The sequence below is a fragment of the Amycolatopsis sp. TRM77291 genome, from assembly GCF_054166285.1.
In genome coordinates this window covers 50,675-63,690 of the sequence record NZ_JBSZHF010000001.1, presented here as the reverse complement: position 1 = coordinate 63,690, position 13,016 = coordinate 50,675, and the positions used below count along the sequence as shown (strand labels likewise).

Genomic DNA, 13,016 nt, shown 5'->3' with positions numbered 1-13,016 from the left:
AGGGAGAGCATGGGGATCCACGACATTCCGCTGAAGACGCTCGCGGGCGAGGACACGACGCTCGGCGCACTCGAGGGCAAGACGCTGCTGGTGGTGAACGTGGCGTCGCAATGCGGGCTGACGCCGCAGTACACCGGGCTGGAGAAGCTGCAGGAACGCTACGCGGACAAGGGTTTCTCCGTCGTCGGGTTCCCGTGCAACCAGTTCGCCGGCCAGGAGCCGGGCACCGCCGAGGAGATCCAGACCTTCTGCTCGACGACGTACGGCGTTTCGTTCCCGCTGTTCGAAAAGCTGGACGTGAACGGCGAAACCCGGCACCCGCTCTACGCCGAGCTGACCAAGGCGGCCGACGCGGAAGGCGCCGCCGGCGATGTGCAGTGGAATTTCGAGAAGTTCCTCGTCGCCCCGTCCGGTGAAGTGGTGGGACGATTCCGCCCGCGCACCGAACCCGAGGACGAAGAGATCACCAAGGCGATCGACGCCACGATCGGCTGAACCCCGCTTCCCACCAAACAGGCCGGCTCTGCGGAGCCGGCCTGTTTCCTTTTCCGGCGATCCGGTGACCAAAGTCCCCGAATATCCCCGGCACTCGCGCGATGGCCGGTTGCTCGATCACAAACCCTTGCCACACAAGGGAAATACTGACATTCCCCGGTGAAGCGCCGTACCCGATTGCACTATGGCGCCGGCCCGCGGACAGGGGAACACTCTTTCGTCGGGACTCCCGCACTTCTTCGCCAACGCAGACAACCAGAAAAGTGTGGCCGAAATGATCGAGAACAATATGATCCCGGACGAATTCCTCTCACTGGCGAGCGTGCAGGCGGCCGAAGAGGAGTCGTTGCTGAACCGGCAGAACGTGGTGGGTGTCGCGCTCGGCACCAAATGGTCCGGCGGGAGGGACACCGGTGAGAAGGCGATCACCGTCCTCGTCGACACGAAGATGCCGCACGAGATGCTGCGTGACGACGACCTCGTCCCGGCGACGCTGGCGGGCGTGCCCACCGACGTCCAGGAGGTCGGCGTGCTGCAGGCGGGCCGCAGTATCGCCGCGCCGAAGGTGAACGGCGCCGCCACGATGCTCGACGAACCCCAGGCTCCGACCCTCGCCCGCCCCGACGAGCTCGCCCGTGAGCAGGTCGGTCCGTTCACCCTCGCCAAGCGGTTCCGTCCGGCGTTCGGCGGGCTCAGCGTCGGCCACTTCAAGATCACCGCCGGCACCTACGGCACCGCGGTCTACGACGCGACGGCGCTGCCCGGCAAACCGCCGCGGTACTACATCCTGAGCAACAACCACGTGCTGGCGAACTCCAACGCCGCCGCCATCGGCGACCCGATCCTGCAGCCCGGCCCGTTCGACGGCGGCGTCGTCCCCACCGACGTCATCGCCAGGCTGAGCCGGTTCGTGCCGATCAAGTTCATCCAGCCGGGGCAGCCGGTGCCGTTGAACTTCGTCGACGCCGCGATCGCCGAAGGCCAGTTCCACGACCTCGACCGGCGGATCTTCTGGGTCGGCGAACTCAAGGGCACCAACGTGGCGCCCGCGGTCGGCACGCTCGTGCAGAAGACCGGCCGGACCACGAACTGGACGACCGGGCGGATCACGAACATCAACGCCACCGTCGACGTGAACTACGGCGGCGGCCGGGTGGCCCGGTTCGCGCAGCAGCTGCTGACCACCGACATGTCGGCCGGCGGCGACTCGGGCAGCCTCGTGGCGGACCTGAGCGAGAACGCCGTCGGCCTGCTGTTCGCCGGCTCGCCGGTGGTCACCGTGATCAACCGGATCTCGCTGGTCGAAGCGTCGCTCGGGATCCGGGTGCACCCGTAGTGGCCGACGAAGTCTCCGACATCGACGCCGCGCTGGTGGCGGCGTCCCGGTGGCTCGACGACGTCCCGGGAGTGGTCGGCGTCGGGCAGGGCGAGGCCGAGGGGACACCCACGGTCGACGTGTGGATGAACCCCGGTCACGACCCCGGGCAGCTGCCTTCTCAGCTGCTCGGGGTGCCCGTCCGGGTCCGGGATTCGGGCGGTCCGGTGGAGGCTCAGCCGGACTGACCCGCTTCGATGACCGCGCGATTGCGGGCCGCGACGGTCGCCGCGTCCGCCTTCACCACCCGCCGGTCGTAGGTGAGCAGGCCGTTGACCTCGTTCTCGACGTCGGTGGTCTGGGTGTAGATCGCGCCGGAAAGGCCGGTTCCGGCGATGATCCGTTCGAGTCGTTCGCTGACCTCGGCATAGCGCTTCGTCAGCTCTGCCGAGGTCGGCGTCATCTCGTAAGCCTGCGGCTCCCCCGGCCAGCGGTGCTCGTCGAGGACCAGGCCGAGGCCGCCGTACTCACCGTCGACGATCACCCTGCCGTCCTTCACCACGGGTTTCCCCGGACCGACGTAGGTGTGGTCGTCGTAGACGTCGCCCGCGCCGGTGTCCGGCCGCGAGAAGCAGCAGTTCACCCCGCTGTTCGCGACGACGAGCCTGGTCGGGTCGAGATCCTTCACCAGCTTCGCGATCCGCGCGGTGTCGAATTCGCCCCAGCCCTCGTTGAACGGCACCCAGCCGACGATCGAGGTCACCCCGCGCAGCTGCTCGATCATCTCGATCAGTTCGGCTTCGAACCGTGCCTTCGCCTCCGGCACCGGATCGGGCGCCGTCCCTGGCGGGCCGTCGAAGGAGACGGTGAGCGACGGCATGTCCTGCCAGACGAGCAGGCCCAGCCGATCCGCCCAGTGATACCAGCGCTCCGGCTCGACCTTGACGTGTTTGCGGACGAAGTTGAAGCCCAGTTCCTTGGTCTTCTCCAGGTCGAACCGCAACGCCTCGTCGGTGGGGGCGGTGTGGATCCCGTCCGGCCAATAGCCCTGGTCGAGCGGGCCGTGGAGGAAGGTGATCCGGCCGTTGAGCGCGATCCGCGGCCTGCCCTGGACGTCGGTGACCGTCCCGATCGTGCGGAGCCCGGTGTAGGACTCGACGACGTCGAGCGCGTTGCCGCTTTCATCGAGTAGGCGGACCTGAAGGTCGTAGAGATACGGATCGTCGGGTGTCCAGAGGCGCGGCGAAGGGACCTCCGCGCGCAACTGCTGTCCTGCCTCTCCCTCGACGCGTGCCACTTCCGGGCCGTCGGGCTCGCTCACGATCAGCTCCACCCGGGCGCCGCCTGTGACCTTCGGCACAACCGTCACTCCTTCGAGATCCGGCGTCGTCTGGAGATCCCGGACGTGCGCGGACGGCACGGGCTCCAGCCAGACGGTCTGCCAGATACCCGACGCGGCGGTGTAGAAGATCCCTTCCGGGTCGTTCCGCTGCTTGCCGACGGGGTGGGTCGAGGCGTCGGTGCGGTCCGTCGCGCGGACGGTCAGTTCCTGCGATCCCGACGGGCGCAGCACGTCGGTGATGTCCGCGCTGAAGGCCGTGTATCCGCCTTCGTGGACGGCCACCTTCTGGTTGTTGAGCCAGACCTCGGCGGACTGGTCGACGGCGCCGAAGTGGAGCAGCACGCGCTGACCGTCCCAGCCGGACGGGACCTCGAAAACCCTGCGATACCAGAGGGTTTCGTCCCGCCGTCCGATACCGGAGAGCGCCGACTCCGGCGGGAACGGCACCAGGATCCGCTCGCCGTACCCGTTCCGGCCGGGCGCGCCGCTGCCCGCGTACTCCCAGACGCCGTTGAGGTTCAGCCACCGTTCGCGGACCAGCCGCGGACGGGGGTACTCCGGCAGCGCGTCGCCGGGCCCGACGTGCGCGGACCACGGCGTCGAGAGCACCGGTTCGACGGACTTGAAGGCCGGTCCGGCCGCGTTCACCGAAGACGTCATCGACCCGATGGTGGCAAAGATCGTCGCTCCTGTCGCCCTCGATCGGGTTCACCGGGAGGGGTGATCGCCCCGTCCCGGTGACGACCGACTCACGAGTAACCTCCACCCATGCGCGTGCTGATGTTGTCGTGGGAGTACCCACCCGTGGTCGTCGGCGGACTCGCACGGCACGTCCACGCCCTGGCCAGGCATCTCGCCCGGCAGGGGCACGACGTGGTCGTCCTGTGCCGTCACACGGCGGGCACCGACGCCGAGACCCACCCGAGGACCGATCGCGTGGTCGAAGGCGTCCGGATCATCCGGGTCGCCGAGGATCCGATGCACGTGACCTTCGAACGGGACCTCGTCGCGTGGACGCTGGCCATGGGGCACGCGATGGTCCGCGCCGCCACCGACCTGCTGCGCACCTGGCAGCCGGACGTGGTGCACGCGCACGACTGGCTGGTCACCCATCCCGCCATCGCGATCGCGGAGGCCGCGCGGGTGCCGCTGGTCGGCACGATCCACGCCACCGAGGCCGGACGGCACTCCGGCTGGCTCTCGCATCCGCTGAACCAGCAGGTGCACTCCGTCGAATGGTGGCTCGCGAACCGTTCGGACGCGCTGATCACCTGTTCGCAGGCCATGCGCCGCGAGGTGGCGCACCTGTTCGAGGTCGACGGCGAAGCGGTCACCGTGATCCACAACGGCATCGAGGAACGCACCTGGCAGGTGCCCGCGGAGGAGGTCGCGCACGCGCGCGAGGTCTACAGCCCCTCCGGCGCGCCGCTGCTGCTGTACTTCGGACGGCTGGAGTGGGAGAAGGGCGTGCAGGACCTGCTCGCCGCGCTCCCCCGGATCCGCCGCGCCAAACCGGGGACGCGGCTGGTCGTCGCCGGCAAGGGACGGCATCTGGAGGAACTGGTCGACCAGGCCCGCAAGCTGCGCGTGCGCCGCGCGGTGGACTTCGTCGGCCATCTGTCCGACCGCGAATTGCGCGCCGTGCTGGCCGCGGCCGACGCCGTCGTGCTGCCCAGCCGGTACGAGCCGTTCGGGATCGTCGCGCTGGAGGCGGCCGCGGCGAAGGCGCCGCTGGTCGCTTCGACCGCGGGCGGGCTCGGCGAGGTCGTCGTCGACGGCGAGACCGGCCTGGCGTTCAGCCCCGGCGACGTCGACGCCCTCGGGGACGCCGTCGAGGCGGTGCTGGACGACGAGGTCGCCGCCGCCCGCCGTGCGCTGACCGCGCAGTCGCGGCTGGCTGCTGACTTCGACTGGGGGCGGATCGCCGAGGCGACCGTCGCGGTCTACCGGCGGGCTCGCGTCGGGGAGCCGGTGGAACTGGGGCGGCCGAAGATCGCGACCGGGAACGCCTTCGAGCCCTGATGCCCCGGCGCATTCAGAGGACTAAACGCGGCAGGGCGCATGTCGCGAAAGCCACTTTCGCGACGTCTGATGTCCCGAAAGTGGCTTTCGAAACGTCGGCGGGGTGAGCGGCCGGCCGTGTCGAGGCATGTCGCGAAAGCCACNCGAAAGCCACTTTCGGGACATCAGACGTCGCGAAAGTGGCTTTCGCGACATGCCTCGACACGGCCGGCCGCTCACCCCGCCGACGTTTCGAAAGCCACTTTCGCGACGTCTGATGTCCCGAAAGTGGCTTTCGCGACATGCGCGCCGCCGAGGGAAGGCAGGGCGGAGGGGAATCCGGGACGTCGGGGGACCCGGACCCCCTCCACGAGCGTCGCGGGTCGCGAGGGGCGCGACCCCCGGGGCTGCTCTAGGTGACGCCGGTCAGAAGTGGCACGGCCGGACACAGTCCGGCTGCGCCGTGACCCCGGCCGAAGCGGACACCGCCGGGGCGGCGAGGGCGACGGCGAGGACGGCGAAGGTCGCGGCCAAGAGGGTTCTCAACTGCTTCTTCATGGTGGCTCCTCGGGAAACGGGCGGAATCCCCACCCGGCGCAGAGCATCCGCGCGACCCGCCGCCGAAACAACGGGGGTATCACTACGTACCCCTACCTAATCGCGGTCCGTGACCGTTTCGTCCGGTCCCGTGAGTGTGATCAGAGCCGTAACTCGCGTGATCAGAGCCGTAACTCGCGTGCTTGGAGCCGGATCATCGTGTTACGCCTCCAAGCACGCGAGTTACGCCTTCGATCACGCATGTTCGGCATGAGAAAGCCGCGAAGGCCCCGTCCACGGTGGTGTGGTGAGGACGGGGCCTCCGCGACGGGCGCACGCCCGACAGGCGCTACCGGAGGGGCGCGCGCGTGAAGCGGGTCCGGTGGCGGGGAGCCGCCGCCACCGGACCCGTTGGGCCACACCGTCCCAAACCGGTGTGGAACCCGGCCGCCCCGCGTCAGGTAGAGGCGGCCGGAGCCTGGATCAGTGAGTGGTCAGGTATCGCGCGTACGCGCCGGTGGTGAGGAAACTCGGCAGCTTCTCGCCCAGCGCGGTCTCGGTGAAGATCTCGTAGGCGTCGCCGAGCCGGTTGCCCTCGCCCAGTTCGGCCCGCACCGAGGCCAGCTCTTCGTCCAAATAGGACACGGCAAGCTCGCGGGTGAGCGCGGTGCCGTCTTCGAGCTTCGTGCCGTTGCGAATCCACTGCCACACCTGGCAGCGCGCGATCTCAGCGGTGGCGGCGTCCTCCATCAGGTTGTGGATCGCCGCCGCGCCGGTGCCGCGCAGCCACGCGTCGATGTAGCGCAGCGCGACGTTGATGTTGGCGCGGACACCCGCTTCGGTGACCTCGCCGCCCGCGCTGGCGACGTCGAGCAGATCCTCGGCGGTGACGACGACGTCCTCACGGAGCTTGCCGAGCTGGTTGGGCCAGCCGCCGAGCACCTCGTCGAACACCTCGCGGCAGACCGGGACGAGGCCGGGGTGCGCGACCCACGAGCCGTCGAAACCGTCGTTCGCCTCGCGTTCCTTGTCCTGGCGGACCTTCTCCAGCGCGGTCGCGTTGATCTCCGGGTCCTTGCTCGGGATGAACGCGGCCATGCCGCCGATGGCGTGCGCCCCGCGCTTGTGGCAGGTGCGCACCAGCAGTTCGGTGTAGGCCCGCATGAACGGGACGGTCATCGTCACCTGCGCGCGGTCCGGGAGCACGAAGTCCGCGCCGTGCGACGAGAAGTTCTTGATGACGCTGAAGATGTAGTCCCAGCGGCCGGCGTTCAGCCCGGCGACGTGCTCGCGCAGTTCGTAGAGGATCTCCTCCATCTCGAACGCGGCGGTGATCGTCTCGATCAGCACGGTGGCCCGGACGGTGCCGCGCGGGATGCCGAGTTCCCGTTGCGCCAGCAGGAAGACGTCGTTCCACAGCCGCGCTTCGAGGTGGTTCTCGAGCTTCGGCAGGTAGAAGTACGGGCCGCTGCCTCGGGCCAGCAGCTGGCGCGCGTTGTGGAAGAAGTAGAGGCCGAAGTCGACCAGGCTCGCCGAGACCGGGCGGCCGTCGATGCGGATGTGCTTCTCCACCAAGTGCCAGCCGCGGGGGCGGGCGACGATCGTCGCGGGCTCGTCGCCGATCGTGTAGCGCTTGCCGGCCTCGGTGGTGAAGTCGATGTTGCGGCGGATCGCGTCGAACAGGTTGAGCTGGCCGTCGATGACGTTGTGCCAGGTCGGCGAGGTCGCGTCCTCGAAGTCGGCGAGCCAGACCTTCGCGCCGGAGTTCAGCGCGTTGACCGTCATCTTGCGGTCGGTCGGGCCGGTGATCTCGACGCGGCGGTCTTCGAGACCGGGCGCGGCCGGGGCGACCGACCAGCTGCTGTCGTCGCGGATGGAGCGCGTCTCGGGCAGGAAGCCCAGCGGCTCCTCACCGGACTGCAGTTTCTCGCGGCGCAGACGGCGCGCGTCGAGCAGCTCGCGGCGGCGGCCGGCGAACGCGTTGTCCAGTTTGGCCACGAAGTCCAGCGCGGCCGGGGTGAGGATCTCGTCGAACCGGTCACCGGCAGGTCCGCAGACGTCGATCCGGTAGTTCAGCTTCTCAACCATGGTATGCCTCCGCTGGGGCTTCGCGAGAGATAGAAGGGAAGGGAGGTGGCGGTCTCCCGGGGGTCGAAAGACCGCCACCGGTCACCTACTTGCGAGGGATCAGAACTGCTCGGCCTCGGTGGAACCGGCGAGCGCGGTGGTCGAGCTCTCCGGGTTCAGCGCGGTCGCGACGTTGTCGAACCAGCCGGTGCCGACCTCGCGCTGGTGCTTCGTGGCGGTGTAACCGCGGTCCTCCGAAGCGAACTCGCGCTCCTGCAGGTCGACGTAGGCGGTCATGCCCTCGCGGGCGTAACCGTGCGCCAGGTCGAACATCGAGTAGTTCAGGGCGTGGAAGCCGGCCAGCGTGATGAACTGGAACTTGTAGCCCATGTGGCCGAGCTCGCGCTGGAACTTCGCGATCGTCGCGTCGTCCAGGTGCTTCTTCCAGTTGAACGACGGCGAGCAGTTGTAGGCCAGCATCTGGTCCGGGTACTTGGCCTTGATCGCCTCGGCGAACTGGCGGGCGACCTCGAGGTCCGGCTTGGAGGTCTCCATCCACAGCAGGTCGGCGTACTCGGCGTAGGCCAGACCGCGGTCGATGCAGGGGTCGATGCCGTTGGTGACGTTGTAGAAGCCCTCGGCGGTGCGCTCGCCGGTGACGTACTTGCGGTCACGCTCGTCGACGTCGCTGGTGATCAGCGTGGCGGCCTGCGCGTCGGTGCGGGCGACGATCAGCGAAGGCACGTTCAGCACGTCCGCGGCGAGGCGGGCGGCGTTCAGCGTGCGCTCGTGCTGCTTGGTCGGGATCAGCACCTTGCCGCCGAGGTGACCGCACTTCTTCTCGGAAGCGAGCTGGTCCTCCCAGTGCACACCCGCGGCACCGGCGGCGATCATGCCCTTCATCAGCTCGAAGGCGTTGAGCGGGCCACCGAAACCGGCCTCGGCGTCGGCGACGATCGGGGCGTACCAGTCGATGTCGGTGTTGCCCTCGGCCCAGTTGATCTGGTCGGCGCGGCCCAGCGCGTTGTTGATGCGGCGGACGACGGCCGGCACCGAGTTGGCCGGGTAGAGGCTCTGGTCCGGGTAGGTCTGGCCGGAGAGGTTGGCGTCGGCGGCGACCTGCCAGCCCGACAGGTAGATGGCCTTGAGGCCGGCGCGCACCTGCTGCACGGCCTGGTTACCGGTCAGTGCGCCCAGCGAGTGGACGTAGTCCTCGGTGTGCAGGAGGTCCCACAGCTTCTCGGCGCCGCGGCGAGCGAGCGTGTGCTCCTCGACCACGCTGCCGCGCAGCTTGACCACGTCAGCCGCGGAGTACGAACGCTTCACGCCCGCCCAGCGGGGGTCGGTCTCCCACTGCTTGGCCAGTTCGGCGGCCGCCTGCTCCAGCTGCTGCGCGTGCTGAGTCATCGGATTCTCCCGGTGTTGCGAAGTTTGCGAGTGATCGCCTTTCCTGATCCGACCCTGACATGACAGGGGAAATCCGATCCAGGCCTCCAATTTGCCAATTTCTGCGAAGCTTCCGTAGCATCTTGCAAAGGTTGCGAATCGCAGGTTCGCAAGCAGAGGCAAAATCCACGGGCTTGACCGTTCACTGAATCGTTCAGGCCCGGAAACCTTGCGGACAGAGAGGCCTCAGTGGACAAAACCTTCGCCGGAGCGAAGCTGCGGCATCTGCGCGAAAGCCGGTCGATGAGCCAGGCGGATCTCGCTCGTGTGCTGGAGATCTCACCCAGTTACCTCAATCAGATCGAGCACAACTCGCGTCCGCTGACCGTCCCGGTGCTCCTTCGCATCACGCAGGCGTTCGGAGTGGACACCGAGTTCTTCGCGAACAACGACACCGCCCGGCTGGTGGCCGATGTGAAGGAGGCGCTGCTCGACGAAGTCCTCGGCGTGGACGTCACGAACAGCGAGCTCAACGACCTCGCCACCAACCTGCCGACCATCGCCCAGGCCCTGGTCAAACTGCACCGCAGCTACCGCAACGCCGTCGAGAACACCGCCGCGCTGACCACGGAAAACGGCCTCGGCCTGCACGGCAGCGCCGCGACCGCCCTGCCGCACGAAGAGGTCCGCGACTTCTTCTACGAACGGGAGAACTACGTCGCCGAGCTGGACGAACGCGCCGAACGGATGGCGCACGACATCCCGCTGCAACGCGGTCAGGTGCTCGCGGCGCTGAAGGAGACCCTGATCCAGCGCTACGGCGTCGACGTCACGAGCGAAGGCATCGACGAGACCAACGGCGAACAGCACCGCTACGAACCGGGGCCGCGAGTGCTGCGGCTGGCGCCGAGCCTGCGCGTCGGGCAGCAGGCGTTCCGGATGGCTTCGCAGATCGCGCTGCTGGAATACGACGACCTGATCACCGAACTCGCCGACTCGTGGGCGTTCTCCGGGCCCGCCGCGCGTTCGCTGGCCCGAGTCGGGCTCGCGAACTACTTCGCGGGCGCGCTGATCCTCCCCTATGGACCGTTCCTGGCGAGCGCCGAACGCTTCCGCTACGACATCGAGCGGCTCTGCGACCACTTCGGCGTCGGCTTCGAGACGGTCTGCCACCGGCTCTCGACCTTGCAGCGCCCGAAGAACCGCGGCGTGCCGTTCTCGTTCGTGCGGGTCGACCGGGCGGGGAACATGTCGAAACGCCAGTCCGCCGCGGGTTTCCACTTCTCCCGCGTCGGCGGCGCGTGTCCCCTGTGGAACATCTACGAGGCGTTCGCCCAGCCCGGCAAGATCCTCACCCAGATCGCGACCCTGCCCGACGGCAAGAGCTACTTCTGGGTCGCGCGGACGGTGTCCCGCAACATCGGCGGCTACGGCAGCCCCGGAAAGACGTTCACCGTCGGCCTCGGCTGCGAACTTCGGCACGCGAAACGGCTCATCTACTCGACCGGGCTCGATCTCGACGACCGCGCCGCGGCCACCCCGATCGGCATGGGTTGCAAAGTCTGCGAACGCCCGGCGTGTTCGCAGCGCGCGTTCCCGACGATCGGCAAGCAGCTGACCGTCGACGAGAACACCAGCACGTTCGTCCCGTACCCGGCGGTGCCCAAGTCGCCTTGAGCCGTCCTGATCTCCCTGGCAGGGTGACCGGCGACGGCCGCGGCCTGTGACGGCGGCCACCGCACTGGGGAGAAACAGATGATCTTGGTGACCGGGGCAGGCGGCAACGTCGGCTCGGAACTGACCGGAATCCTGGCGCGCGGCGGGCATCCCGTCCGGGCGCTGGTCCGCACGCCGCGGCTGTTGCCGGACGGCGTCGAGGGAGTGACAGGAGATCTCAACGAGCCGACGAGCTTGAAACCCGCGCTGGAGGGTGTCCGGGCGGTCTTCCTGCTCGGCGGCTACGAGGACATGCCGGGCGCGCTCGCGGTGATGCGGGACGCGGGCGTCGAGCAGGTCACGCTGCTGTCATCCCGTTCGGTCGTCGGCGGGCACGCGGACAACGCCGTCGCGGGGATGCACATGGCGGCCGAGGCGGCGGTGCGCGCTTCGAAGCTGGCGTGGACCTTCCTGCGGCCGAGCGGGTTCATGTCGAACTCGCTGCAGTGGATCCCGCAGCTTCGCGCCGGGGATGTCGTCCGCGAGCCGTTCGCGAACGTCCCGGTGGCGACGATCGATCCGTACGACATCGCCGCCGTCGCCGCGGAGTCGCTGACCACGCCGGGACACGAAGGGCTCGCGTACGCCATCACCGGCCCGGGTTCGCTCCGGCCCGCCGACCGGCTGCGTGTCCTGAGTGAACTGCTCGGGCGGGAGCTACGGCTGGAACCGCTTTCGGACGCCGAGGCCCGCGTGACGATGAGCGTGGAGATGCCGGAGAAGTACGTCGACGCCTTCTTCCGCTTCTTCGCCGAGGGCGAGTTCGACGACTCGGCGGTCACGGGCGCCGTCCAGGACCTCACCGGCCGGGCGCCGCGGCCGTTCGCGACCTGGGCGCGGACGCATCTGGCCGCGTTCCGCTAGCCGGCGGCCGGGTCGCCGATCCGCCCGAGGAACAACGGCGACCCGGTGGCCGTGTCGGTGATGACGAAGAGGAACGGGCGATCGGCGGTCACGGTGCGCGGCAGCTCGGCCGACACGGCGCGGGCGTCGACCCCCGTGGCCGCCGCGGCCTCGGTGCCCTCCTCGTCGACCTGGACGAAGGTCTTGTGCTGTACCGAAGCGATCCGTAGCCGGGCTTCGTCGGTGATGCCGCTGAAGTCGGCACCGGGCTCGAACGCCGTGGGCATACCCGCCTCCTTGAGCGGCGCCGACAGGTCCAGCGCGGACCTGACGGTGAACCTGGGCATGGCCAGTTCCACGGTGGCAGGCCGGATCTCGCCGAGCAGCGCGGCGATTCCCTTGCCGCGCAAGGCGTCGACCGCGGCCGGGACGATCACGGTGAAGGCCAGCCGCCCGCCGCGGTAGGGCAGCGTGACCGCCTGATACCCCGGTCCTTCGGCGTAACCCAGCTGGATCTCCGGCGCCGTGCGCATCATCGGGACGGTCACCGTCGACCCGTCGGCCCGGGTGAACGGCGCGTCCACGGTGAGGTCGCGGGGGAATTCCCGCGCCCATGGCACTTTCAGGTACAGGGCGTTGGCGAGGACGAGCCTGGTGTCGCCGGTGATCGACTTCTCCGGGAACAGGTCTTCGATCCTCCCCTGGGTCTGGTCCGCCACCGTCCGGTTGATCCGCTCGCGGGCGCCGCCGGGGTCGGTGACGAAGTCCTCGTCGCTCGTCGCCGCACCGAACCGATCACGCAACGCGTCCCGGTACCCGGGCTTGATCCGGAGGCCCCGCTGGATCCAGGCGGTGTTCGACACCTTCAGATCCTCGTGGCCGGTGACCGGCGGGACGAGAGGCCCGTCTCCGGGAAGACGCAGCACCTTCCGGATCTGCGCGGCGGTGTCGCCCATCGCGCCCGCGCCGACCATCTGCAGCGCCGTGGAGACGCTCGCCGGTGACAGCACCAGGTTCTTTTCGCTCGCCAACGCCGGCGCGGTGAGCAGGTCGAGCCCGAAGGCGTCGGCAGCGGTGACCGCCGCGGCCGTGCCGGAGTCCACCTGCCGGGTGACGGGCAGCGGCGCTGGTGGTTGTTCGCGGGCGGGTTCCGCTCCGCAGGCCGTGAGCAGCACGACCAGGCCGAGCGCGAAGGACCGGGTGAACACCGTCATGTCCGGGAGACGGTGTTCGTGCCCGGTTCGGTTGCACCGTGCCCGGCGGAAAGCGGACGTCTCTCCGTCGTGGCCGTGGCCGGTCAGTACATTCAGCATT

General features: G+C 68.9%; 11 protein-coding genes. 6 read left to right on the top strand and 5 right to left on the bottom strand.

What is annotated here, in order from left to right; genetic code table 11:
- The first annotated feature begins 9 nt into the window (after positions 1–9).
- From ACXIZN_RS00345 to ACXIZN_RS00335, 3 genes are all read left to right on the top strand, one after another.
- Positions 10–495: a glutathione peroxidase gene (locus ACXIZN_RS00345; protein WP_457951775.1), complete on the top strand. Its 486-nt coding sequence runs from the start codon at positions 10–12 to the stop codon at positions 493–495.
- 274 nt (positions 496–769) lie between these two features.
- Positions 770–1,831, top strand: a complete 1,062-nt coding sequence (locus ACXIZN_RS00340) for a serine protease (protein WP_457951773.1) — start codon at positions 770–772, stop codon at positions 1,829–1,831.
- Entirely contained in the window at positions 1,831–2,058 is a 228-nt protein-coding gene (locus ACXIZN_RS00335) for a hypothetical protein (protein ID WP_457951772.1), read from the top strand. Before ACXIZN_RS00340 ends, ACXIZN_RS00335 begins: the two co-directional genes overlap by 1 nt.
- Here the strand turns inward: ACXIZN_RS00335 and ACXIZN_RS00330 are convergent.
- A complete protein-coding gene (locus ACXIZN_RS00330; protein WP_457951770.1) occupies positions 2,046–3,812 on the bottom strand; it encodes a glycoside hydrolase family 2 protein in 1,767 nt (588 codons plus the stop codon). The genes ACXIZN_RS00335 and ACXIZN_RS00330 overlap by 13 nt on opposite strands.
- A 108-nt stretch (positions 3,813–3,920) precedes the next feature.
- Here ACXIZN_RS00330 and ACXIZN_RS00325 point away from each other — a divergent pair, with 108 nt between their 5' ends.
- Positions 3,921–5,174 (top strand): glycosyltransferase family 4 protein, encoded by a 1,254-nt coding sequence (locus ACXIZN_RS00325; RefSeq protein ID WP_457951768.1) that lies wholly within the window; start codon positions 3,921–3,923, stop codon positions 5,172–5,174.
- Positions 5,175–5,579: 405 nt separating this feature from the next.
- On the opposite strand, the gene ACXIZN_RS00320 is transcribed toward ACXIZN_RS00325, so the two are convergent.
- The 3 genes from ACXIZN_RS00320 to aceA all read right to left on the bottom strand — a co-directional run bounded on the left by ACXIZN_RS00320 (position 5,580) and on the right by aceA (position 9,164).
- Positions 5,580–5,711: a hypothetical protein gene (locus ACXIZN_RS00320; RefSeq protein WP_457951767.1), complete on the bottom strand. Its 132-nt coding sequence runs from the start codon at positions 5,709–5,711 to the stop codon at positions 5,580–5,582.
- Positions 5,712–6,173: 462 nt separating this feature from the next.
- On the bottom strand, positions 6,174–7,778 hold the full coding sequence (gene aceB / locus ACXIZN_RS00315; protein ID WP_457951765.1) for a malate synthase A: 1,605 nt from the start codon (positions 7,776–7,778) through the stop codon (positions 6,174–6,176).
- A gap of 99 nt (positions 7,779–7,877) precedes the next feature.
- Positions 7,878–9,164, bottom strand: coding sequence for an isocitrate lyase (gene aceA, locus ACXIZN_RS00310; RefSeq protein ID WP_016336576.1), 1,287 nt, complete (start codon positions 9,162–9,164; stop codon positions 7,878–7,880).
- A 228-nt stretch (positions 9,165–9,392) separates the two neighbouring features.
- On the opposite strand from aceA, the gene ACXIZN_RS00305 reads away from it, so the two are divergent.
- Both ACXIZN_RS00305 and ACXIZN_RS00300 read left to right on the top strand, forming a co-directional pair.
- On the top strand, positions 9,393–10,820 hold the full coding sequence (locus ACXIZN_RS00305; RefSeq protein WP_457951764.1) for a short-chain fatty acyl-CoA regulator family protein: 1,428 nt from the start codon (positions 9,393–9,395) through the stop codon (positions 10,818–10,820).
- A gap of 78 nt (positions 10,821–10,898) precedes the next feature.
- Positions 10,899–11,723, top strand: coding sequence for an NAD(P)H-binding protein (locus ACXIZN_RS00300; RefSeq protein ID WP_457951763.1), 825 nt, complete (start codon positions 10,899–10,901; stop codon positions 11,721–11,723).
- Here the strand turns inward: ACXIZN_RS00300 and ACXIZN_RS00295 are convergent.
- The gene (locus ACXIZN_RS00295) at positions 11,720–13,015 is read right to left on the bottom strand and encodes a serpin family protein (RefSeq protein ID WP_457951762.1); all 1,296 of its coding nucleotides are present in this window, start codon (positions 13,013–13,015) and stop codon (positions 11,720–11,722) included. The two genes, ACXIZN_RS00300 and ACXIZN_RS00295, sit on opposite strands and share 4 nt — an antisense overlap.
- Between the last annotated feature and the right edge of the window lies 1 nt (position 13,016).

Coding starts and splice junctions, on each gene's coding strand:
- ACXIZN_RS00325 (WP_457951768.1), top strand. CDS start 3,921: ATGCGCGTGCTGATGTTGTCGTGGGAGTACCCACCCGTGGTCGTCGGC.
- aceB (WP_457951765.1), bottom strand. CDS start 7,778: ATGGTTGAGAAGCTGAACTACCGGATCGACGTCTGCGGACCTGCCGGT.
- ACXIZN_RS00330 (WP_457951770.1), bottom strand. CDS start 3,812: ATGACGTCTTCGGTGAACGCGGCCGGACCGGCCTTCAAGTCCGTCGAA.
- ACXIZN_RS00320 (WP_457951767.1), bottom strand. CDS start 5,711: ATGAAGAAGCAGTTGAGAACCCTCTTGGCCGCGACCTTCGCCGTCCTC.
- aceA (WP_016336576.1), bottom strand. CDS start 9,164: ATGACTCAGCACGCGCAGCAGCTGGAGCAGGCGGCCGCCGAACTGGCC.
- ACXIZN_RS00345 (WP_457951775.1), top strand. CDS start 10: ATGGGGATCCACGACATTCCGCTGAAGACGCTCGCGGGCGAGGACACG.
- ACXIZN_RS00340 (WP_457951773.1), top strand. CDS start 770: ATGATCGAGAACAATATGATCCCGGACGAATTCCTCTCACTGGCGAGC.
- ACXIZN_RS00300 (WP_457951763.1), top strand. CDS start 10,899: ATGATCTTGGTGACCGGGGCAGGCGGCAACGTCGGCTCGGAACTGACC.
- ACXIZN_RS00295 (WP_457951762.1), bottom strand. CDS start 13,015: ATGCTGAATGTACTGACCGGCCACGGCCACGACGGAGAGACGTCCGCT.